Here is a 22,659-nt window from a genome sequence, read left to right as displayed (position 1 = left end):
TTGGAGTGGTCAATGGATTGGGATTTTGTTTTATTTTACTAAAGTATTGTCTACAGTTGCTTCTTTACCGTTTTTGTATTTAACAGAGAATGTCACTTTTGTTGGTTCACCTGTGAATTTGCCTTCTGTTTTCCAAAAACCGTCTGTTGCGTAGTCAAATGCTGAATCGAATGGCATTGAAATTTGTGTTGCTGTTGGGTAGTCAGTTGCAAATTTTTCTGTCACTGTTCCTTTTGCTAAAGTTTTTCCATCTTTATCAAACCACTCAGCAGTTAGAGTTTCAATATCGCTAACTTTTTTGTTTTCTGTTAAAGCTGCTCCAGCTGAATAGCTTGTTTCAGAAGTGTTAGAGAAATCTTGTGCTTCAATGTTCCCAGAAACAGTTCTTGTATTTTCTACAGTAACTTCTTTTCCATTTTTGTATTTAACCGAGAATTCTACTTTAGCAGGTTCTCCCTTGAAATTACCTACTGCATTCCAGTATCCGTCTCCAATATACGCAAAGTTTGCATCGAATGGCATTGAAATATCAGTAGCTGCCGGGTAATCTTTTGCAAATTTGTCTGTCATTGTTCCTTCACCTATTACATTACCAGCTAGGTCAAACCATTTAACTTTTAGTGTATCGACATCACTTACTGTTTTGTATTCAGTTAGGCCTGCTCCAGCAGAATATCTGTCTCCACTAACTAAACCGAAGTCTTGAGCAACGATGTTACCAGATAACACTCTAGCGTTTTCTGCTGTTTCTACGTCACCATTTTTGAATGTTACTGTGAATTTCACTTTAGTTGGTTCGCCAGTGAAATCACCTGCTACTGTCCAGTAACCATCTGTTACATAGTTAAAGTTAGCATCAAACGGCATAGAAATTTGTGTAGCTGTCGGGAAATCAGTTGCAAACTTCTTGTTCAATGTCCCTTTACCAAGTACAGCTCCTGCTTGGTTGAACCATTCTACTGTTAATGATCCTACATCGCTAGCGTCTTGTCCTTCTGTTAGACCTGCACCAGCTGTGAAAGTAGTTTTAGTAACTTGCCCGAAGTCTTCTGCTGCAATATTACCAATTTCTTTTTCACTTCTGAAGATGAATGAAGCCATTTGTCCACGTGTTACGTTTGAGTATGGGCTGAAAGTTGTTGCAGTTGTACCAGTTGTGATTTCGTTCGCAAAAAGTGTTTGAACAAATCCTGCAACCTCTTTGTCTTTTGAAATATCAGTAAACGGATTTTCTGCTAGAGTTACTTGATCAAATTCAAATCCTAAAGTAATCATTTTAGCCATTTGCGCTCTTGTAAGCGTGTTGTTTGGACCAAAAGTATTATCTTTATATCCTTTAATAACTCCTGCTTCCACTAATGCAGCGATGTAAACATAGTTTGGATGATCCTTGTTGATGTCTGTAAAACCAGGATCTTTAACCTTGTCTGGGTCTAGATTTAAATCAAGTGCCAAAGCCAGGATTTTAGCTGCCTGCTTACGATTGATACCTTGGTACGGTTTGAAAGTTCCATCTTCGTATCCAGTGATGATTTGGCGTGAAGCTAAATCCATAACTGGTGCGTAAAGATGGTTTGACGGTGTATTTATTACATCCGAAAAAGTTGGTACTTTCACTCCTTCTGCTTGTGTTGCATTGGGTGATGCTGCTACTAGTATGCTAGTAGATAGTGCAGTTGCTAAAGCAACTTTGAACATTTTTTGATACTTACTCATTATGTTGGACCCCCGAATTTTTTAGCTTGATATAAGCTTTCTGTGTTCAACTGATATTAGCATTTTTTGTTTGTTTTGAATCCATGTAATTTGTGGATATTTTACCAATCAGTAAGAATCTGTTAATTGTCATGGGATTCATAAGGTGGATTAGTGGATTTATGTGGTAGATAGGGCAATTTGTGAGGATATGTTTAATGGGAAAGATAAAAACCACTAGATTGCTCTAGTGGTTTAGTACTTTGGATAGGAAGTCTTGGGCACGCTGTGTATCTGGGTTGGTGAAGAATTTGGATGGTGCGGCGCGCTCGACTATTTTGCCTTCTGCCATGAAGACGATTTCGTCGCAGATTTCTTTGGCGAAGCCCATTTCATGTGTTACGACAACCATGGTCATGCCGTCTTGTGCTAGTTTGCGGATTGCATCGAGCACTTCGGTTACCATTTCTGGGTCTAATGCGGATGTCGGTTCATCAAATAACATAACTTGTGGATCCATCGCTAAGGCTCGTGCGATAGCTACCCGTTGTTGCTGGCCACCGGAAAGTCTGTTTGGGTAAGCATCGAATTTGTCATCTAACCCTAAAGAGACCAATAGTTCTTTCCCTCTTTTTTCGGCAGCTTCTTTGCTTAGTCCTTTTACCTTCATCGGTGCCATCGTTACGTTTTCTAATGCGGTTAGGAACGGAAATAGGTTAAAGCTTTGGAATACGAAGCCTATGTTACTGCGTGCTACGTTGATGTCGGTTTTTTTGTCGTGGATAGAGATGCTGTCCACGACTATTTCGCCAGTGTCTATCGGTTCTAATGCATTGATAGTTCGGATTAGGGTGGATTTCCCTGCTCCACTTGGGCCGATTAGTGCGATTACATTCGATTTTGGTACCTCGAGCGAAACGTCTGTTAGGACGTGGTGGTCGCCGAAGCTTTTATTGACATTTTTAATAGTAATCATTTGGGTACACCCTCCTTAACGTTATGCTTCGCTTTTCAGTAATCGTTTTTCGAAGTATCGAATGATTAATGATAAGCTGAATGTCATGATGAAATAGATTAGTGCAACAAATGTGTATACTTCTATGGAAGCAAATGATGTTGCGACTAGGTTTTTGGCGTTCAGTGTTAAGTCGGTTGCCGCTATAATCGATACGAGTGACGAATCTTTTATCAGCATAATAAATTGTGATGCAAGCGGTGGTAATACTCGTCTAAATGCTTGCGGCAAAATAATATGTCTCATTGCCTTTGTATGAGTCATTCCAAGTGAACGTGCTGCTTCCATTTGCCCTTTTGGTACGCCTTGGATTCCAGAGCGAACAATTTCTGCGATAAATGCAGCGGAAAAGAAGGCAAGCCCAATAATGGCGCTCCAATAAGAGCCCAACCGAACAAATTGTCCGAGTACAAAGAATATCCATAATAAAAGAACTAGAAGTGGTACGCCACGCATTATTTCTATATAAGTAGATGAGATGCTATAAATAATTTTGTTTTTGGAGATACGTCCAAGTCCAAAGAGGATACCAATTGGAATCGCTAAAAGGATTGCGATTGCTGAGATTTCCAGTGTTTTAAGTGCGCCTTCTATGAAGACGTCCATGTTTCTTGGTATGACACTCCAGTCGTAGTTGTACATAGCTGATTCCCCCTAGAGTGTTTTATTCGTCTACAACTTCATTTAACCAGTCGGAAGTTTCAAACCATTTAGTTCGTGATGCAAGTTCGGTAGGGCTTCCAAGATAGCTGTTTAGGAACGAGTTCACCCATTGAATTGTGTCGAAGTCATTTTTCTGAAGAGCAATTCCAAGATTTTCTGTAGAAATTAATTCTTCAATTTCTCTCACCGAGTCTCCGTTTTTCAATTTCCAAACCGCGATTGCCGGCTCATCATATACTACTCCGTCGGCTTCCCCTTGCGCCATTGCAGTTGCAGCGGATGGAAATTCTTCAAAGTCTAATATTTGTGCGTTTTTAAATACATCTTTTGCAAGTAGCGCACCAGTTGTACCGATACCTACAGCAATTTTATTGCCTTTTACATCAAGATCTTGCCAAGTTTTTGTTGTTTTATCTGTTCCAGGTACCATTACAGCTTGACCTGTTTGGAAGTATGGATCTGCAAAGCTAACCGCCAACGCTCGGTCCCCTCGGATTGTCATCCCAGCGAAAACCATGTCTACCTCGCCTGTTCTAAGTGCAGGAATTAAACCATCAAAAGTAAATTGCTTAAATTCTACTTTAATATCTTTTCCTAATGCTTTAGCAAGTGCGTTTGCAGTGTCTACATCATAACCAACGAAGTCGCCATTTGGATCTTTCATGTCAAACGGGAAATATCCAGGTGACATCCCGACAATAAGTTTCTTTTCTTTTAATACCTTTTGAATTGTAGAATTTTCCGTCGATACTCCTCCGCCCGAATCATTGCTACAACCTGCGATGATTAAAACTGTAATCATAAGTACTGCTGCTAACCATTTCTTCATCATCTTACCCCCGTTTTTTTATTTATTAAGTTCCCCTTATGAAACTTGTGAATTATTAGTAGTATAAAGTACTATTATTCACATGTCTACATAAAAATAATTAGTTATAATATTTTTATTATTGATTCTACTTGGAAAAAGGTGCAAAATAGATTATATGTAGTTGTAGTTTATGTGACTTATTGTAAAGTTAGTATTTTATAACTTTAATGTTTAGATGTTTTATTATTCTGCATAATGTATTTTTATACACAAGGAGGGTTAATATTGGTTTTTCCCAAAAGTGAGGTTGGAAAGCGAATTAGGTATTTACGTCGATCTCAAGGATTGACGTCAGAAGAGCTGGCAAAAAAAACTAGTGTGAGCCAGAGTATGATTTCTCAAATTGAGCGCGGACAAGTATCCCCCTCCTTAGAGACGTTATGGAAGTTAAGTCATAGCCTGAAGGTTCCGGTGTTTTCGTTCTTTGAGTCAGAGGAGAATAATGCAGTAACGCTGACCCGTAAAGGTGAGGGTAATCTGATAAAACGCGTGCGACCTAATGTCGGATATGAACTTTTGTCGCCAAGTTCCGGCAAACAGATGAGTTTTTTTAAGATGATTGTATCGCCAGGCGAGGGCACCGATGATCCGCTTATGTTCCATGGCGGCGAGGAATGCGGGCTGATGCTTATTGGTAGTTTGAGGATTGAGATTGATGGCGAGGTTTACCTTATCGACGAAGGAGATAGTATTTACTTTGATAGCTCGCTGCCGCATCGGTTTATGAATGATGGCGATGCGGATGCAGTGGCTATTTGGACGATGACGTATGATTTTTAGGTTTTGGGGTCTTTCGTGGGAGCGGAGGGCTTTTTTTGTTGGGGGTGTTTTTGAGGGGCGGTAGTACTTGCAGAGTGATTGGTGTTGGGTTACTTGCTCTGGAGGTGGATTTACTTGCGGAGGGGTTGGGGTTACTTGCTCTCGAGGAGGATTTACTTACGGAGCCGGGTTGGGTACTTGCTCTCAGTCATAGGTTACTTGCGGTCGGTGGCTGTATACTTGCGGTACGGGATTATTTGGAAGCTTTAATGTTGTTGGCTTTTCGCCGAGGCGAAAAGCTTCCTTTTTGGGTTTTACTTGCGGAGCGAATGAGTTTACTTGCTCTCGAGGAGGATTTACTTACAGACCCGGGTTGGGTACTTGCTCTTGATTAATGGTTACTTGCGGTCGGAGGCGGTTTACTTGTGGAACGGGATTATTTGGGAAATTTAATGCTGTTGGCTTTTCGCAGGAGTGAAAAGATTCCCTTTTTTTGTGATGGTACTTGCGGAGGAATTGGAGTTACTAGCTCTCAAGGTGGTTTTACTTGCGGAGGGGGGTTTTATTGCATATGAAAAAACCTTCTAGTATAGAAGGTCTTTATTTTATAAATTCCATTTTATATTTAGCATCTTTGTATTTACCGGTTTTTACTAGGTCCGCGTTTTTTAGGATTCTATTTGCTTCGTACATATTATTGAGATTTAAAAATTGGCGACATTCTGTATTAGAAATGGTGTCTTTGTATATTAGAAAATATTCTTTTATGGTTTTTGTATGTGCATTAGTGCTGATATTTCTGCATTTAGGACATATCCAGTGACGGGCAACTTTCTTCATTCCTACAAGGCTACAAGTAGTACATTCTACTCCATTGATAATGTCATCTGGATTAATCGCAAAGTGTTGTGTTAATGGGAATGGTTTGTAATTAGTAGTTTTGTTTAGAATAAAATTTTTGAGGCTGGTAAGTGCTTCTAAAGAAAGTAGAGGATCATGCGTTTTCAATTTTCTTAAATAAGATCTGATTTCATTACGGAATAGTACGGTTGTTTCACTTGGAGGGGTTTTTATATAGCTGCTTGTGAAGGGAAAAACAACTGCACCGTAAATAGGTATCGAGAATCCGGCGGCCATAAATACCACATTCAACTGATATATATACTCTTGTAGTTGAATCTCAGGACTGTCGAATGAGTTTCTTACTCCGGTTGATAATGTTCGGCTCAGCTGATAGGGATGAGATTTAAATTCAATTTCCCCCTGGATGTTCTTAACTTCGAAGATCACTGCATAGTGCTGTGTAATTAATAGTACATCCATTTGAAATAGCGACTCACCATATAGTGAAATGTTATGGAAGGCAAAGAATTTGTATGGAAGTTTAACTTTTTGAAGAAAACTCATAACTGCTTCTTCCCCTATATCTCCCGCGATATTACGCTTCACATCTTCACTAAGAGAGATAAATTTAGGATGACTTTTCTTTAGTCGTTTGTTTAATGAGATAAGTGCTTCCATATATAGAGTTTGTGCATATGGTTTTATTATCATTTTATCACCTCGAGGATAGATTAGCATATTTAGTGATAGTCTACTAGAGCTACAATAAAAATTGCATTTCAATGGGAGTTTTAGGGTGAGAATTGAATTTTCTTTAAGAAACGGGTTTAAGAATTGAATTGTTGCTCAAATTGCAAAATAATATTAATTGATTTTGGGAATATTATTGTATTAATTTGATGTTAATTTTGCGATATGGTTAGTTGAAACGTAAATTACATGCTATAACCAAATTTTTTGGAAACTTTAATGCTGTTGGCTTTTCGCTCGGGCGAAAAGCTTCCGTTTGGTTATTACTTGCGGAGGGATGGGGGGTACTTGCTCTCGAGACGGATTTACTCGCGGAGCTGGGGTGGGTACTTGCTCTCGGTGTAGAATACTAGCGGTCGGAGGCGGTTTACTGGCGGTACGGGATTATTTGGATATTCCAATGTTGCGGGCATTATTAAAGGACCCGCCGAATTGGTGGGTCCTTGGGAGTGAATAGCGGTTCGCTGAGCGCTTTAATTCAAGTTTTTATTTGGTTAGGATTGCATGTAAGATGTCGACTGCTTGGTCGATTTCTTCGGTTGTTACGGTTAGTGGTGGCAGGAGGCGGATGACGTTTGGTCCTGCTGATACTAGTAGTAGACCTGCTTCGTCGGCAGCTGTTATGTAGGAAGCGACTTCTTCTTCGCAGACTATGCCGAGTAGTAGGCCAGAGCCGACTAGCTGGTTGGTTGGTAGAGCTTCTTTTAATTTCTCGATAAAGTAAGCAGATTTTTTATTCACATCTGCTATAAATTCCGGTACAAATACGTTATCTAATACAGTTTGTGCGACAGCAACTGCTAGAGGATTTCCTCCGAAGGTCGTGCCGTGTGTGCCTGGCCCTAATGAGTCATGTAGGTCCGCAGTTCCGAGCATGGCACCGATTGGGAAGCCTCCACCGAGACCTTTCGCTAACGTGATAATGTCAGGTTTTAGGACTGTTTGCTCGTAAGCATAGCGGGTACCTGTTCGGGCGATGCCTGTTTGGACTTCATCTACTATGAGCAGGATTTCGTTGGCTGTGCAAATATCAGAGATTGCCTGAGCAAATTCAGGCGTTACCGAATTTACGCCGCCTTCTCCTTGGATTACTTCGAGCATGATTGCGCCGACTTCATCGTCGATTACTGCTTCTAATGCAGCTACGTCGTTGAAGGGTACTGTTTTGAACGTTTCGAGTAGTGGACCGAAACCGTTGCGTATTTTGTCTTGGCCAGTGGCTGACATTGCGCCGAATGTGCGTCCGTGGAATGATTTTTCAAATGTAATGATAGTATGCTTGCCAGTATGTTTGCGTGCTAGCTTGATAGCTGCTTCGTTCGCCTCTGCTCCGCTGTTGCAGAAGAATGCGTGGGCGAAGTGAGTATCGTTTACAAGGGTCTCAGCCAATTTTTCTTGTTCCGGATTTTCAAATAAGTTTGAGATATGCCAAAGTTTTTCGCTTTGCTTTTGAATCGCTTGGACTACCGCAGGATGAGTATGGCCTAGACTGAGCACGGCTATACCACTTGTGAAATCGAGATAGTTTTTTCCAGTATCGTCCGTAACGATCGTACCCTTCCCTTTGACAAGATGGATAGGTCGTCGATTATAGTTTTGGAATAAAGAGCTCATGCATATACCTCCTGTTGTAAAATTATTGTGCCAGATAGCTGATTGCCGACGATTTGAACGGCTGGAATACCAGCTGTAAGGCAGTCAAGAGCAGCTGTTACTTTCGGAATCATTCCTCCGTAAATATCGCCCGAAGTGATCCAGTCGGTAATTTTTTCAGAGGTTACAGTTTCTTGTACCTCACCATCTATTTTTATACCCGGTGTGTCGGTAACAAGTTGTAGACTTTCCGCTTTTATTGCTAACGCTATTTGACTTGCTACCGTGTCGGCATTGATGTTCAACGGGTTTCCATCTGTTGTGCAGCTAATGCTTGAAATGACGGGAGTGATTCCATTTTTCAGTAATACTTCAATAAATGAGGTATTCACTTGTTGGATTTCCCCTACAAAACCATACGTTGCTTCATCTAATATGGTGCATTGCAATAACTGACTATCGTAGCCACTGAGACCGATCGCCTGGATTCCGCTTTTATTCAGCTGGTGAACTAGTGCTGGATTTACTTGACCGACTAGTGTTGACTGTACAATTCCTATTGCTTCAGCGGATGTTACGCGTATTCCATTAATCGAAGTGGTCGATATTCCGTTACTAGCAAGGGCTTTATTGATCGCTGGTCCTCCACCGTGGACGATGACGATTTCATGATTTGCTGCTTGAAGTTTTTTGAAATTGGTAAAGAAGTTTTCATTTAAACCCTCGAGCATACTGCCGCCAAGCTTGATGACGATGCGTTTAGGAGCGGTAAGTTGCGTTGATTTGGACGTAGTCATAAGTCAAATCGCACCCCCATGCAGTTCCCTGACCATTGCCTTGATGAATGTCGACGAAGATTTTGACTTCTGGCTGCTTCAAATAAATGATTAAATCATCCTCTGAGAAAGGAACAGGTTCACCATTTTCTACTACTTTTGTTGTGCCTAACAGGATTGTAATGGCATTTGGATCAATTGTCGCACCGCTATAGCCTACTGCAGCAATAATTCGCCCCCAGTTTGCATCATTTCCAAAGATCGCAGTTTTTACGAGCGGAGAGCCTACTACTGTTTTTGCTATTTTACGAGCTTCTATGTCAGTAATGGCGCCTTTTACTTCTACTTCAATTAGTTTCGTTGCACCTTCTCCGTCTTTTGCTATCATTTTAGCTAGATCTTGAGACACAGTGTGTAAGGTTTCCACGAAGTTTTCCCAGTCTGGGTGGTCTGGAGTTAACGTATTGTTCCCGGCCATTCCATTTGCCATCACGATGACCATGTCATTAGTCGATGTGTCACCATCCACAGTAATTGCATTGAAAGTAACGTCGGTGATAGCTTTTAGTGCGTCCTGAAGATGATTGGATTCGATATTCGCATCGGTTGTAATAAAACCAAGCATCGTTGCCATATTTGGTTCAATCATGCCAGAGCCTTTAGCCGTTCCTGCGATGATTACCTCCCTACCGTCAATGATTGTTTGGTAAGTTGTATTTTTCGTTACGGTATCTGTTGTCATGATAGCTAAAGAAAAATCGATCGCGCCTTCCAGTTCATCCACAGGTTCTAACTTTTGGATACCTGTTGTTACTGGCTCCATTTTCATGAGTTCCCCGATTACTCCAGTAGATGCAACGCCGATAAGTGATTGATCTATTCCTAATTTTTCTGCAGTTAGTTTTTGCATAGAATAGGCATCTGCCATTCCTTGTTTTCCTGTGCAGGCATTGGCATTCCCAGCGTTGACGATGATTGCTTGCATTTTACCTGTTTCATATACGACATCTTTTGTGATAAGTAATGGTGCTGCTTTGATGGCATTCGTTGTGAAAACACCAGCTACACTTGCAGGTACGTCACTAACAAGTAATGCAAGATCTTTTTTCTTATGTTTTAGGCCACAATGGATTCCTGTTGCTTGGAAACCTTTTGGCGAAGCGATATTTTTATAGGAGATGTTTTTCATCGTAATCGTTTTTGTAGTCATCAGTTATTCCTCCTCTTTCTAGATGAATAGTGGGACTTGTTGAAGCCCTGTCGTTTGGTCGAGATTAAATTGCACGTTCATATTTTGAATTGCCTGGCCAGCTGCTCCTTTTACGAGGTTGTCAATGACCGAAACGATGGTTGCGCGATTTGTGCGCGGGTCGACTTTCACGTGAATATCGCAGAAATTAGAGCCGTATACCTGGTTGGTACCGAATTTGTCCGTTTGTTCAATGATTCGGACGAATGGATCATATGCATATGTTTCTTTCAGAGCGTTTTTCAATTGTTGCTCAGTTACGTTCGGTTTAAGAGGGGCATAGCTTGTCGCTAGAATTCCTCTCGTCATCGGAACGAGATGCGTTGTAAAAGTGATCGGTGCTGTTTGGCCCGCAAATATATTAATCGCCTGTTCGATTTCCGGTATATGTTGGTGTTGATGTATTTTGTAAATAGCAGTGTTTTCGTTAGTTTCGCTGAAGTGTGTCATTTGAGATGGCTTGTTACCTGCTCCTGATACACCACTTTTTGCGTCTATGACGAGATTCGCCCCGTCAATTAGGTTTTCCTTCAGTAACGGCAGCAAAGATAGTAAAACTGCCGTCGGGTAGCACCCTGGATTGGCGATTAGATCTGCCTGCCCGATTGCGGCTTCGTTCCACTCCGTTAGACCGTAGACACTTTTTTCTAATACGTCAGATGGAGCCGGTGTTTTTTTGTACCATTGCTCGTAATCTATTGGGTTTTTCAAACGGAAGTCACCAGACAAATCAATAAGTTTTGGACCACTTCCTATTAAAGAGGGTAAAATATCTGTAGATACCCCTGAGGGAGTACTCGTAAAAATGACATCATATTCTGTAAGTCTATTATGTTCGATCGCTAGAAGCGCTTGATCGTGAATATTCATTAAATGTGTATATTTATTCGAAAATTGTATTCCTTCTTCTGAAGAAGTGAATAAATCAATACGCTCGGCATCTGGATGATTATGCAATAATCTTATTAATTCTAGACCACCATAACCCGTAGCTCCTATAATTCCTATTTTCATTCTTATCACTCCAACCGTAAGATAATGATTAGTATAATACTGCATAATTATAAAGTCAAATGTATTTTTAACTAATTCATGAATATTTATCTGATGATTTAATGAAAATAAACCCCCTTTCAGTTTGCGCAAAGGGGGTCGGATTTAGTTATCCGAATTTTTATTTTTACCATTGCCATTGTTGTTGTTGTTATCTTTATAAGGGTTGTTTCCGTTATTCGATTTATCTTTGTTCTTTTTCTTCTTCTCTTGACCTGGATTGTTATGACGATTATTTGTTGGTTTGTTTTCTTTTGTCGGCCGTTCTTTATTTATTTTTGATTCGTTTTTATTTCCCTTATCCTTCATTGGTTTTTTAGTATTCGGATTAGGTGGATTCTTATGTTCTTTATTTGTTGCTGGTTTATTTGGATTTGGTATCTTTTCTTCTTTTTTAATTTGTCCAGGAGGCTTTGTTTTCTCTTGTTTATTAGGTTTTGCATTTTTCGGTTTTGTTTCTATAGAATTCTTTTCTGGAGATGATTTTGCTTTTTTTACTTCTTTGACTGCTTTTTCAATTTGTTTTTTTAGCTTCGGTTTGTCTTCATTTTCATAAACGGTTGTAACAGCAAGTTGTTTCTTGTCGGTACTTACTTGCTGTACTGCTTTTGCTAATACCAAATTAATCGATTGGCCCTCCCAATCTTTCATTTCTTCTGTAGATGAATGAAGGGAAATAACTTTGCCTCCTTCGTCTACTCCAATTTCAATAGTCGAATCACCTTCAACTTGTATGTAGGCGTAGGCGGTAGTTGTTTGGGGAAACCATGATGCAACTAAAAATATGAGTAGGACTGCTGCTACTATGGCTGGCGCTATGAAAATTGGTTTCATCCGTTTTATAGGTGGCGCTGAAGCAATTAGATGAAACTCTGCTTCATCGCCTATTTGAACGGCTGCAATAAGTGGAACTCCACGAAGAAATTCACCATCTTCTGTGAGAAAAACAGAGTAGGTCGCCTTCTTTTCACAAACAATGCCTCTATATTTGCGCATCATATGATTTCTCCTTTCACGTAGTCTTTTATATAAACGAAGTCACTGTTTAATAGAAGGACAACTGCAATTATGTATTTCCGTTGTCGTTCCAATGTTTTTCTTGAGACTTCCACCAGTGCTTCTATTTCTTTCAATGGTAGTTTTTTATTTTCTATTAATGATGCATAAAGCTCTTCTGAATCTGCAATAATTTGAGCAGTTTGAAAGGCTGTTTTTCTCGCGTCCTTATGTTTCGGTGCTGCTTTTGTCAGTTCGTCAAATGATAAATTAAAGTTGGATAACAATTTGCTGTATTTTATAAGTTCTTCTCTTCTCGATACTGTAAATTGCTCTTCTGAATATGTAGTTACTGCATGCTGTCTTAATAAAAAATGATCATCCTCCGACTCAGTTTCACCGTTATCGAAGAGTAATTCTTTATTATTTCGAACGGTTTCTTTTCGGATAAAATCAATGAGGCGTCTTTTAATAATTAAGTGGGCAAATGTTTGAAAGGAAGTATTTTCAGTTGGATTGTATGCAATTATCGCTTCATGACATCCAATTAACGCAATGCTGAATTCTTCATCTTGCTCATCAATAGGTCGTTTACATATGAAACTGGCTGTTTTTTTCAAAAATAGGGTATGGGCAAGAAGGAGGCTATTTAGAACCTCCTTATCACCTGCTTGCGCCTTTGTTATCAGCTCTTGCGTATTTTGTTTTGATTTTGTTTTGAATAGACCTTGCATAATTGACAAGAGCATACATACCCTCCGTTCTCATGTTTCCCTTAGCCTATAATTGTACTCGGCTGAGTAGAGAATGAAAAGCGGTGCTATTTTTGTTTTGATATTGTCTTATATTACTAGACGAAATTAAAAGTATCTACACGTTTTATTTCATCCTCAAAAAATAGTGTTTTATTTGAAATGGATTTATTTTTGGTCCTTGTTCTTTTTGTTTTCGTGTTTTTTGGCATTGTATTTTTCAGATTTGTGCTTTTCCTTCAAAGCTTTCTTTTCTTGTTTTTCAGCTTTGTGTTCTTCTTCCAAAGCTTTCTTTTCTTCTTTATGCTCAGCTTGTAGTGCTTTACGTTCTTCTTTTTGTTTTTGTTGTAGAGCTTTTCTTTCTTCTTTTGTAGCATGTTTAGTTTCATTTGTAGGATGTTTCACTACAGGTTCTTCTTTTACAGGTTTTACTACAGGATTCACTGTTTTATGCTCTGTTTGTTCAGCTTTAAATTTTGCAATGGCCCGTTCTACATTGCGTTTTATCGCTGCTTTAGCAGTTTCATTTCCGGCATTTTCGTATGCTTTGGATAGGGCTGCTAAGTTTCCAACTGGGAATCCTTCTGGAATTTCAATATCCAACTCTTCTGTAACAACTGGTGTTGCAGTGTTTGGTGTAGAAGTTTTCGGTGCTTCAAGAGTTTCAGTTTCTTTTTTATTAAGCACCTCGTTCAAATCTACCGTATCAAACAGATTCTCGTTCGCCCACGCATAACTGGATCCAGCTACCGTAATGGTCGCTACTAATAGGGCCGCTCCAGTTTTCTTGAATTTCATCTGCATAGTCTCATCACCTCGTATAGATTTTGGTCTTTTGTACCGACACTTAGTTATTCGAAGGGCTTGCTCTTTTTATGGGGGTCGGAGTGAATTTTATTTTTACTTGCGATCGACCGGTGAATACTTGAACTTGTTTATTGGATACTTACTCTAGTGAGGCTGTTACTTTCGGAGTAAAATAATCATCCAATTTATCCCATAAAAAAAGAACGCAGTTTATGCGTTCTTTTTTAGTGGAGTACTTTCATGCCTTGGAGGAGCGTTTTGGCGTCTTCGTTTAAGTACTGTTTTATTTCTTCATTTAGGAAGAGTTCTGGGTTGTTGTTCACTATTAATTTGAGTCCAGTGAGATCGAATTTAGTAGCGTACGTATTTATAGAATAGATTACGGTCATCTCGTGGCGACTTAAAGGTTTTTCACCTGTAGCTTTTTTCTGTTTGATGAGATCAAACATTGCTCTAGTATTACCTCGTAAAAGCTGTCTATTTTTTGTTAAAATATCTATATTTTCTTCGATATACTTTCTAGCTGACACTAAATCTAAACTATCCATACTTTTATCAAGTTGTTTTAATAATTCTCGAAAGTCCATTATATTGCTCCTTTTGCAAAGTAGCCTTTATATAAGTATAGGCTATAGGTTTCCTTGTGTATATGGACACTTTGAACCTAGACTAACGCAATATATGGGGTTTTCACTGTAAGGCCGGGATTGGTTCTTGATACTTTTGAATTACATTCATACTTTCTAATAGGGTTAAAGCATCATCATTTAAATAAGCTTGAATTTCCTGTCTCATTAGCAATTCAGGGTAATTATTGACTAGCAATTTTAACCCACGAATATCAAAGGCACTCGCATATCTATTTATAGAATAGATAATTGTCATCTCTCTTCTGTTTAACGGCTCACGCCCGGAGTCTTTTTCACTTCTTAAAAAGTCAAATAATGCTCTTGCATTACTACGCAGCAGATGTCTATAATCGCTTACTAATTGGAGGTTTTGTTCTATATATTTTCTTGCAGATATCAAATCTAATTTTTCCATGCTATTATTGATCTGTTTTAATAATTCTCTATAGTCCACTTAATCATTCCTTTTGTTCTATAATCTTATATTTGATTATAGAACTAAAAGCACTGTTTTACAAATCAATTCAATTAATTAGACCTATGCATACTTGGCCATAATGACCCACTTAGACGTTTTTTCGTTTTTTCCATAAATCTTCGGCGGCTCCTGAACCTAACATGACACCCGCTACGATTAAGATAAGGCCTATGAAATGATTGAGCTGTAACACCTCTCCTAAGAATAGTGCGGATATAATTAATGAAAATAATGGGTTTAAGTTCATAAATATTGCCGCTTTCGTTGCACCGGCTTGTCCTACCGCGTAATTGTACATAAGATGACCAATTGCAGTAGAGACGACTGCAGACGCTAAGAATATTGTCCAAAAGGTTGGTGTTGTTGCTCCAAACTGCTTAATGGCACCTGGCTCTTGAATGAGACTAATCACTAATAAAATTACCGCACCAATTAGTAGCATATAGACTGTGAGTAATCGTGGATCTAATGTTTTAGCAGCTTTACTCACTACCATAAAGCTTAATACTTGGACAAGTATTGCTAGGAATACATAGAAATCACCTAGATTTGCTCCCATAGTTTCACTGCCTACTAGGATGGATACGCCAACCCCTGTTAGACCAATTACTAGTCCTAACCACTGAAATTTAGAAGGGAAATATTTTAAAATGATCGCCGCTGATATTGCAGTCAGCATAGGTCCTGTTCCTAAGATTAAACCCCCGTGGGTTGCACTTGTGATGGACAAGCCCATGTTTAGAAAATAGTGATGGGCAACCACATTGGTGAGCGTTCCGAGTAAAATGTACTTCCATTCACCGGATGTTGGTTTACGTAGTAGTTTCATTTTCCATAAAATTGGTAGTACGACTAAACCCGCTACGAGTATTCGAAATGCAGTTAGTGTTACGGGTGGCACTGCTTCCACCATATATTTGAGTAGTGATACGTTAGCTCCCCAAGCGAACATGACAAATACGAGCATTGCATATATTTTCCATTTATTCATCTGAGGATCTCCTTATTAATATATATATTTTGTTTTATTGATCAATAAACTGAATGACACATACGCAATTAATGATAAGATAACCGGGATTACCACTGTATGAATATCAAATAGATTGCCGTATGCTTCGTTGTAAAAATGGAGTGCGATATAGGAAACGATTCCTGTAATCATCGATGCGATTGCTCCGTATTTGTTGCCATATGACCAGTACAAGCCTAGCACAATCGGCCAAATAAAGGCTGCCTCAAGTCCACCAAAAGCAAATAAATTCAAGAAGATTAATAATTCAGGTGGATTTAAAGCTAATAAAAAGACGATGGTGCCCAAAAGTGTCGTTACCCCAAAACTTAAGTTTTTTACTCTTTTCTCGGTTGCATTTGGGTTGATGTAGTTAATATAAACGTCTTTTACAATAGAAGAACTCACTAGGATGAGCAGGGAATCTACTGTTGACATGATTGCAGCAAGTGGCGCAGCAAGTACTACCCCCGCAAGCCATGCAGGTAGAATTTTCAGTGCAACAAGCGGAATGACAGTGTCTGCCACTTCAATCCCAGGCATAACTGGTCTTGCGAAAATACCTATGAGATGCATATTCAGCATGATAAAACCAGTAACTAGCGTGCCAATCACTAGTGCACGGTGCATAGAGCGTGTATTTTTGTAGGACATTGCGCGCACTGCCATTTGTGGAAGCCCCACAACCCCTACTCCTACAAGTATCCAAAATGACGATACATAGGCGGCAGATAAATTTCCTTCATTGCCATATGGAGTCACTAGTTTTGGATTTTCGTTCAAAAGGTCCTGCATAATATTCGGTACTCCACCGCCCGCAATGATAACTGCGATTAGTAGTATGAGCGTCCCAATGACCATGACCCCGCCTTGTACGGCATCTGTCACCGCCACTGCTCGGAAACCACCAATGACTACGTAAACAAGTACAGATACAGCGAAAATAAATAACGCCGTCGTATACTTCAAACCGGTTAACGACTCGATTAAACGACCGCCACCAACCCACTGAGCGGTCATTGCGGAAAATAAAAAGATAATGATACTAGCAGCCGCTAGTAATACAACCGCTTTACTATTGCTATAGCGCACTTTCAGAAAATCTATTAATGTGATAGCGTTATATTTTCGAGCTAAAATCGCAAACTTTTTCCCAAGAATAAGCAGGACAAAATAACTTGTCACTACTTGAGTCATCGCAAGTAATACCCAGCCAAAGCCCATCGTGTATGCAGTTCCTGGTCCCCCTAGGAAACTCGAGGCACTACCATATGTAGCGACCATCGTCATGGCTAGCACAAATCCGCCAAGCTCACGACCACCTAAAAAGTACTCCTGTAAAAAACCACCTGTTGATGATTCTAATTTCTTACTAGACCAAAAGCCAATGAAAAAAATAATGGCAAGAAAAATGATCATTGGGAAGATTACTTGTATATTCACAGCTCATCCCCCTCTTCCTCTAACGAAACATCCTTCAACACGAATTTCACAAGAACAATAATCGTAATTGCCACAAGTATAAAACCTATAATACAGCTATAAAAAAACCAATCTGGGAAACCAAGAATATATGTATATTCCTCTACCGGTTTTGAGCCAAGCCCATATGCAAAACCAAACCACCATATAAAATGTACAATCGCTAGCGCAACACCAATCAGCGCTTCTCGATGTGCAATCTTAAATCTAGGATCCATTTCATCCACTCCTGTCGTTCATAATGATTCACTTTAGTATAACGAAGATGAATTCAGTTGTTAAGAGGTTGGATGAAAAGGCTGGGGAAGGTGGTAGAGCGGTTGTGTCTGTCGCATAGGCTTAGTTCGTTCTCGTATAGAATCGCAATCTCGTTTAAATCGGGATTCTCTCTCGTATAAGCACATTTTCCTCTCGTATAGGTGCTTGACTCTCTCGTATAGCACGACAATCTCGCATAGATCGGATTCGCTCTCGTATAAGCATATTTCCCTCTCGTATTGATGCTTGGCTCTCTCGTATAAGCCTAGTTCTCTCTCGTACAGCACGGCAATCTCGTATAGATCGGATTCTCTCTCGTATAAGCCTAGTTCTCTCTCGTACACAACGACAATCTCGTATAGATCGGATTCTCTCTCGTATAAGCACATTTCTCTCTCACATGGATGCTTGACTCTCTCGTATAAGCCTAGTTCTCTCTCGTACAGCACGGCAATCACGTATAGATCGGATTCTCTCTCGTATAAGCACATTTCTCTCTCACATGGATGCTTGGCTCTCTCGTATAAGCCTAGTTCTCTCTCGTATAGCTGAATTTATCCATCCTCCATAAAAACAACCGGGAAGCGTCGTGCTTTCCGGTTGTTTTCAACGGTATTTATTTATAGGTCAAGTATTTTACGTAGTCTTTCCAATTGACAGCTTTGATGCTGTTCCAGGTTGGGAGGTCTAATGGGAATGGTAGGAATGCCTCGGCGTTGTCTGTTTTTTGGTCTACATTGAGGACGACGTTACCATTTTTTAGTCCTTCTGAAAGGACGGCATGTTGTTTCAAATCGAATGGTACGGTAACAGGAGTACGAGCAATTCTGCCGTCACTTGTGAGCGTGTATACTTCCGCTGCTTTCTTGGAGCGGTTTAGTAGCCATTTTGATTTTATTTGTACAGCGTTCTCTGCTTGGTTTGTAATGATTACTGAGTTTAGATTCGCTGCAAAAGGCAGGGTATCTAGTTGTTCTGCTAGCTGAATTCGAACTTCATAGACAGGTTCGCCAATTTTCTGTTCAAATTGCTCGTATGCTGTTAGCCATTTGGATGCATTTGCAGGTACTTGTGTTTTGCCTGAAACGCTTCCTTCTACTACTCCTTCTCGATGGGTTGAGTAGATTTTAACGGTTTGTCCTACTTCAATGTCGTGCCAATCGGACTCTTTTACGTAAGTGATGACGGATTTTTCATCTACATATAAGTGTATAAAAAAGTTTCCGTTACGCTCTTCTATAGTTGAAACAGTACCACTTATTGGACTTAATAAAGAAAGACCACCTGAATCTTGCGCAAGCTGAGCATCGATAATTTGAAGTTTACTATCTATTTCTGCTTGTTTTTGCTTAGCATCAGCTATACCCTGAGCAAAGTTACCGTCTTGGGAAACATTTACGTCTACTTGAACATTTACATCTACAATCTCATCTGCCGTTCCACCGGTTGCCTGATTATCGCCCGATGAACTAGAATCTGCTTCAGAACGGTCAGATTCTAGATCCCTGATGATAGTACGAAGCTTCGACTGTTCCAGCGTATAAGCCTGTTTCTCCGTTTCCCACAATGAACGCTGGTCTTCAGCAGAATCTGTCTTCAGTGTAGCAAGGTCAGCACCTTCCTCCACGCGATCCCCCTCCGCGACAACAATATCATTAACTGCTTCTACATCAATCGTTACAGTTATTTCATTTGCGGGAACTACTATAGATTCTTTTTCTAGTTCCTTTGCATATGTATTTTCATACACACGATCATATTCACTCACGTAAAATGTGCGACTGATTTGACTTTTATCCGAATAGATTAGGATCGCATTTGCCCCGATAAAAATTGAGACAACTATGGAAACCCCTATTGTTAACCATTTATTCATTTGGTTTGCCCCCCCTCGATCCATGATTCAATTGGGAGTACTTCAAAGCCTGCTGTGATAAAGGCTAAAATCACTTGAATTATTATTAATAATAGAAATAGATTACGAGTGGACATCGTTGTAAAAGATCGTAAAAAATGAAACTGAATAGCAATTATTAATCCTGTAATTAGGGACAATTCATTAAAGAAATAATTGACATACGAATGCTCGATAAATGTTGCTGCTAGTGGACCAAATGAAAGAACGGAGTAATTCGTTGCGTAGCCAACTATTGTGTACAGAAAAAAGTTAAATGCTTTTTCCATTAATAAAAGAGCTACAACAAATAATTGTAGGACCGCTACTTTTGATAATTCCACATCCGTAACTTTATGTAAGATGAACGCAATTCCAAAGAAATGAAAGCCCATATATAATAATGACCAAATTATTGTCCCTATTAAAGAGACGATTCTAGCAATTGTAAAAGTATCTTCGTAGCCGTTGACAAATAGAGCTGTTAGTTCTTCCGTATGTAATCCCCAAATATCTCGTAGGGCGTATAGTAGGATTCCGAAGATTGCGATGAACCATACTCGACTCTGAAAGCCTCGCATCGTTGCATCATCCTTTAACGATATAATGAGATCGTTTCTATTGAAAAGATATTTCCAAAACCGAAATTCAAAAAACATTCAAGTGTTCCCCCTCTTATGGTTGAACAGTTACTTCCACATAGGCCCCAGTTTTCATCATGATCCCTGCATTCGATTGGAAAGTCGGATGGATGAATAATAGATAGGCTGCTCCTTTTTCTAGTGGTGCTGTTGGTGTGACAACGAACTGTTTCGATGATTTTGGTTCAATTGTTACCGGAACGATATCTGTAGTTCCTAGTTTTATTAATTCCACTTTTTGCTTTGCATTTTGTACTATATTGTCGGAAAAAGTAATGCTAAATTGTTTCGTTGTCGGTACATTATGTAATGCGGACATTTTTTTATAGTTTTTATTTGCTTCCACTAATGCATCTTTGTGTGCTTGTATTAGCTCGTAGCCTACTGCTGTTTCATAGTTCGGTTTCACACCCGTTTTGTGAATAGGGGTGCCTTTAGGTCCAGTAAAGTTTGCAATCGTCAATTTTAAAATAGATCCATCAGAAAGGTTAAAAAAAGATTGCATCGAACCTTTTCCGTAAGTTGTCTGCCCATAAAGAGATGCTGAGTTTTGGTCTAGTAGCGCTGCTGCAGTCATTTCCGACGCACTTGCGCTATACCCATTTACTAATACTTTCGTGTTGGCAGGAAATAACGAGTTTTGCTTCGTCGATTTAGTTAACATAGACTCACTAGTTGTAATAATTTTAAATGCATCGGGACTGTTGGGAAATAAACCAATAAGCTCTTCTGCTGTATGTACATATCCTCCTCCATTATTACGTAAATCTAGTATAAACGAAGTTGCACCTAACTTTTGAAGTTCATCTTTTGCTTTTTGTACGAGGACTGCTCCCTCATCGGAAAAAGAGTTCATCCCTATATAACCTATATTGCCTGCCAAGAGTTCTTTCATTACGACAGGAATCGTAAATTTCTTACGCGTAATGTTATACATTTGCTTCGTATTGTTACTTTTCAAAACTAGTAGCTGTACTGTGGTTCCTTCTTTACCCGTGATGATAGAAGAAGCTTGTTGAACCGTCATGCCAATTGTCGATATACCATCGACTGAAAGAATGATATCACCAGGAGAAATTCCAGCTTGCCCTGCTGCCCCTCCTTCAAATGTACCGACAATTTGAATACCACTCGTATGTTCCTCAATGGTCACACCAATTCCGGTCGTCGTATTATTGATGGTGTTTGTATATGACTCATATTCCTTACCCGTAAAATAAGCAGAGTAGGGATCTAACTGCTCCATTATTTCTTCAATAGAATCTATTTCTTCTATATTAGAGGGGAGCTCCCCTTTATAGTGCACACGAACTATACTCTTCACTTCATCTAGTGGTGCTGCCAATGTGGAAATCGGCGTTGAGATTAATCCAATGATGATTGCTGCTAAGACAGTAAACCTCTTCATCCCGTTTCCCCCTTTTCAATATCTATAAACCTATTTTAACTGAAATTTACAAGAACTGCAGATATTTCTATACTTTTTCTAGAAGATATCCGTAGTTGGATATATTATGTGTAAAAAGTTTATATTTATCTATCTCTTCAGATAAGATAACCGTTGTTTTATTTGATTATTTGAGTAGCTGCAGTACTCCCTGTGCTTGTTGCATATGCAAGCTTAGAACATATTGATTGGCTTGCATTAATATATTTGCTTTAGTAAGTGCCATCATTTCCTTTGCAATATCTACATCTCTAATTCTAGATTCCGCTGCAGTCAGATTTTCTTCCATATTAACTGCATTATTATAGGCGTGCTCCAATCGATTTGTATAAGCCCCCATTTTGGAGCGTTCACTCGAAACCTTTTGAATTGCTTTATCGAGTTCTTCAATCGTCTTGTCTGCACCATTTCTAGTAGAAATGGATAAATCCTGTACACCAATACTAGTGGCATTCATATTGCCAAATGACAGCTCAATATATTGTCCGGCATTTGCACCAGCTTGAATCTTAATAGAGCTTTGGGATCCATCTAATAACGACTTTGTATTAAACTCAGTATCTTTTGAAATTCTAGAGACTTCTTTTTTTAGTTCTTCAAATTCTATTGCTAATTGATCCCGATCCTTGTCAGTTAACGTATCATTTGCTGATTGAACACTTAGCTCTCTCATCCTTTGTAAAATAGAATGTGTTTCATTAAGTGCACCTTCTGCAGTTTGGACAAGGGAAATCCCATCCTGGATATTCCTTGAAGCTTGTCCTAGCCCACGAATTTGCGCACGCATTTTCTCTGAGATGGCTAGTCCTGCTGGATCATCACCTGCTCGATTGATACGATATCCAGAGGAAATGCGTTCCATCGATTTATTTACCATTGCCCAATGGGAATTCATGTTCCTTAAAATAGATAGTCCAGTAGCATTCCAATTTCCAAGCATCATCTCAGCTCCTTTTTGATCCGTTTAACTTTATATCGTCGTCATTGTAATATCTT

23 protein-coding genes are annotated in these 22,659 nt (G+C 39.4%); 2 read left to right on the top strand and 21 right to left on the bottom strand.

What is annotated here, in order from left to right:
* Nucleotides 1-30: 30 nt before the first annotated feature.
* The 4 genes from ACN6MX_RS02315 to ACN6MX_RS02300 form a co-directional block, all read right to left on the bottom strand.
* Nucleotides 31-1,716 carry an S-layer homology domain-containing protein gene (locus tag ACN6MX_RS02315; RefSeq protein WP_419961074.1) on the bottom strand — a complete coding sequence of 562 codons (1,686 nt, stop codon included), beginning with the start codon at nt 1,714-1,716 and terminating at the stop codon, nt 31-33.
* Nucleotides 1,717-1,942: 226 nt separating this feature from the next.
* Nucleotides 1,943-2,671: an amino acid ABC transporter ATP-binding protein gene (locus ACN6MX_RS02310; protein ID WP_419961073.1), complete on the bottom strand. Its 729-nt coding sequence runs from the start codon at nt 2,669-2,671 to the stop codon at nt 1,943-1,945.
* Nucleotides 2,672-2,692: 21 nt separating this feature from the next.
* Nucleotides 2,693-3,352 (bottom strand): amino acid ABC transporter permease, encoded by a 660-nt coding sequence (locus ACN6MX_RS02305; RefSeq protein WP_419961072.1) that lies wholly within the window; start codon nt 3,350-3,352, stop codon nt 2,693-2,695.
* 22 nt (nt 3,353-3,374) lie between these two features.
* Nucleotides 3,375-4,202, bottom strand: a complete 828-nt coding sequence (locus tag ACN6MX_RS02300) for a transporter substrate-binding domain-containing protein (protein WP_419961071.1) — start codon at nt 4,200-4,202, stop codon at nt 3,375-3,377.
* A gap of 267 nt (nt 4,203-4,469) precedes the next feature.
* Between ACN6MX_RS02300 and ACN6MX_RS02295 the strand changes: the two genes are divergently transcribed.
* Nucleotides 4,470-5,024, top strand: a complete 555-nt coding sequence (locus ACN6MX_RS02295) for a helix-turn-helix domain-containing protein (protein ID WP_419961070.1) — start codon at nt 4,470-4,472, stop codon at nt 5,022-5,024.
* Between the two features lie 50 nt (nt 5,025-5,074).
* Entirely contained in the window at nt 5,075-5,398 is a 324-nt protein-coding gene (locus ACN6MX_RS02290) for a hypothetical protein (protein WP_419961069.1), read from the top strand.
* A 205-nt stretch (nt 5,399-5,603) separates the two neighbouring features.
* Here the strand turns inward: ACN6MX_RS02290 and ACN6MX_RS02285 are convergent, their stop codons facing one another.
* The 17 genes from ACN6MX_RS02285 to ACN6MX_RS02205 all read right to left on the bottom strand — a co-directional run bounded on the left by ACN6MX_RS02285 (nt 5,604) and on the right by ACN6MX_RS02205 (nt 22,603).
* Entirely contained in the window at nt 5,604-6,557 is a 954-nt protein-coding gene (locus tag ACN6MX_RS02285; protein ID WP_419961068.1) for a nuclease-related domain-containing protein, read from the bottom strand.
* Between the two features lie 525 nt (nt 6,558-7,082).
* A complete protein-coding gene (locus ACN6MX_RS02280; RefSeq protein ID WP_419961067.1) occupies nt 7,083-8,210 on the bottom strand; it encodes an acetylornithine transaminase in 1,128 nt (375 codons plus the stop codon).
* Entirely contained in the window at nt 8,207-8,986 is a 780-nt protein-coding gene (gene argB, locus ACN6MX_RS02275) for an acetylglutamate kinase (protein ID WP_419961066.1), read from the bottom strand. Before argB ends, ACN6MX_RS02280 begins: the two co-directional genes overlap by 4 nt.
* Nucleotides 8,949-10,175: a bifunctional ornithine acetyltransferase/N-acetylglutamate synthase gene (gene argJ / locus ACN6MX_RS02270; RefSeq protein ID WP_419961065.1), complete on the bottom strand. Its 1,227-nt coding sequence runs from the start codon at nt 10,173-10,175 to the stop codon at nt 8,949-8,951. Before argJ ends, argB begins: the two co-directional genes overlap by 38 nt.
* 18 nt (nt 10,176-10,193) lie before the next feature.
* Nucleotides 10,194-11,228, bottom strand: a complete 1,035-nt coding sequence (gene argC, locus ACN6MX_RS02265; RefSeq protein ID WP_419961064.1) for an N-acetyl-gamma-glutamyl-phosphate reductase — start codon at nt 11,226-11,228, stop codon at nt 10,194-10,196.
* A gap of 144 nt (nt 11,229-11,372) precedes the next feature.
* Nucleotides 11,373-12,266, bottom strand: a complete 894-nt coding sequence (locus tag ACN6MX_RS02260; RefSeq protein ID WP_419961063.1) for an anti-sigma factor domain-containing protein — start codon at nt 12,264-12,266, stop codon at nt 11,373-11,375.
* A complete protein-coding gene (gene sigI / locus ACN6MX_RS02255) occupies nt 12,263-13,012 on the bottom strand; it encodes an RNA polymerase sigma-I factor (RefSeq protein ID WP_419961062.1) in 750 nt (249 codons plus the stop codon). The genes ACN6MX_RS02260 and sigI overlap by 4 nt, the downstream gene beginning before the upstream one ends.
* 171 nt (nt 13,013-13,183) lie before the next feature.
* Nucleotides 13,184-13,813, bottom strand: a complete 630-nt coding sequence (locus ACN6MX_RS02250) for a hypothetical protein (RefSeq protein WP_419961061.1) — start codon at nt 13,811-13,813, stop codon at nt 13,184-13,186.
* Between the two features lie 233 nt (nt 13,814-14,046).
* Nucleotides 14,047-14,409, bottom strand: a complete 363-nt coding sequence (locus ACN6MX_RS02245) for a hypothetical protein (RefSeq protein ID WP_419961060.1) — start codon at nt 14,407-14,409, stop codon at nt 14,047-14,049.
* Nucleotides 14,410-14,512: 103 nt separating this feature from the next.
* Complete coding sequence (locus tag ACN6MX_RS02240) at nt 14,513-14,905, bottom strand: hypothetical protein (protein WP_419961059.1); 393 nt, start codon at nt 14,903-14,905, stop codon at nt 14,513-14,515.
* A gap of 112 nt (nt 14,906-15,017) precedes the next feature.
* Nucleotides 15,018-15,920 carry a DMT family transporter gene (locus tag ACN6MX_RS02235; protein WP_419961058.1) on the bottom strand — a complete coding sequence of 301 codons (903 nt, stop codon included), beginning with the start codon at nt 15,918-15,920 and terminating at the stop codon, nt 15,018-15,020.
* Nucleotides 15,921-15,935: 15 nt separating this feature from the next.
* Complete coding sequence (gene panF / locus ACN6MX_RS02230; RefSeq protein WP_419961057.1) at nt 15,936-17,384, bottom strand: sodium/pantothenate symporter; 1,449 nt, start codon at nt 17,382-17,384, stop codon at nt 15,936-15,938.
* On the bottom strand, nt 17,381-17,641 hold the full coding sequence (locus ACN6MX_RS02225; RefSeq protein WP_419961056.1) for a YhdT family protein: 261 nt from the start codon (nt 17,639-17,641) through the stop codon (nt 17,381-17,383). Before ACN6MX_RS02225 ends, panF begins: the two co-directional genes overlap by 4 nt.
* A gap of 656 nt (nt 17,642-18,297) precedes the next feature.
* Entirely contained in the window at nt 18,298-19,557 is a 1,260-nt protein-coding gene (locus tag ACN6MX_RS02220) for an efflux RND transporter periplasmic adaptor subunit (protein WP_419961055.1), read from the bottom strand.
* Nucleotides 19,554-20,234, bottom strand: coding sequence for a hypothetical protein (locus ACN6MX_RS02215; protein WP_419961054.1), 681 nt, complete (start codon nt 20,232-20,234; stop codon nt 19,554-19,556). The genes ACN6MX_RS02220 and ACN6MX_RS02215 overlap by 4 nt, the downstream gene beginning before the upstream one ends.
* Nucleotides 20,235-20,250: 16 nt before the next feature.
* Entirely contained in the window at nt 20,251-21,624 is a 1,374-nt protein-coding gene (locus ACN6MX_RS02210; RefSeq protein WP_419961053.1) for a S41 family peptidase, read from the bottom strand.
* 166 nt (nt 21,625-21,790) lie between these two features.
* Nucleotides 21,791-22,603, bottom strand: coding sequence for a flagellin (locus tag ACN6MX_RS02205; RefSeq protein ID WP_419961052.1), 813 nt, complete (start codon nt 22,601-22,603; stop codon nt 21,791-21,793).
* Nucleotides 22,604-22,659: the final 56 nt, after the last annotated feature.

This window comes from Psychrobacillus sp. BM2, assembly GCF_048572895.1.
GTDB lineage: Bacteria > Bacillota > Bacilli > Bacillales_A > Planococcaceae > Psychrobacillus.
This window is presented reverse-complemented; position numbering and strand designations above follow the sequence as displayed.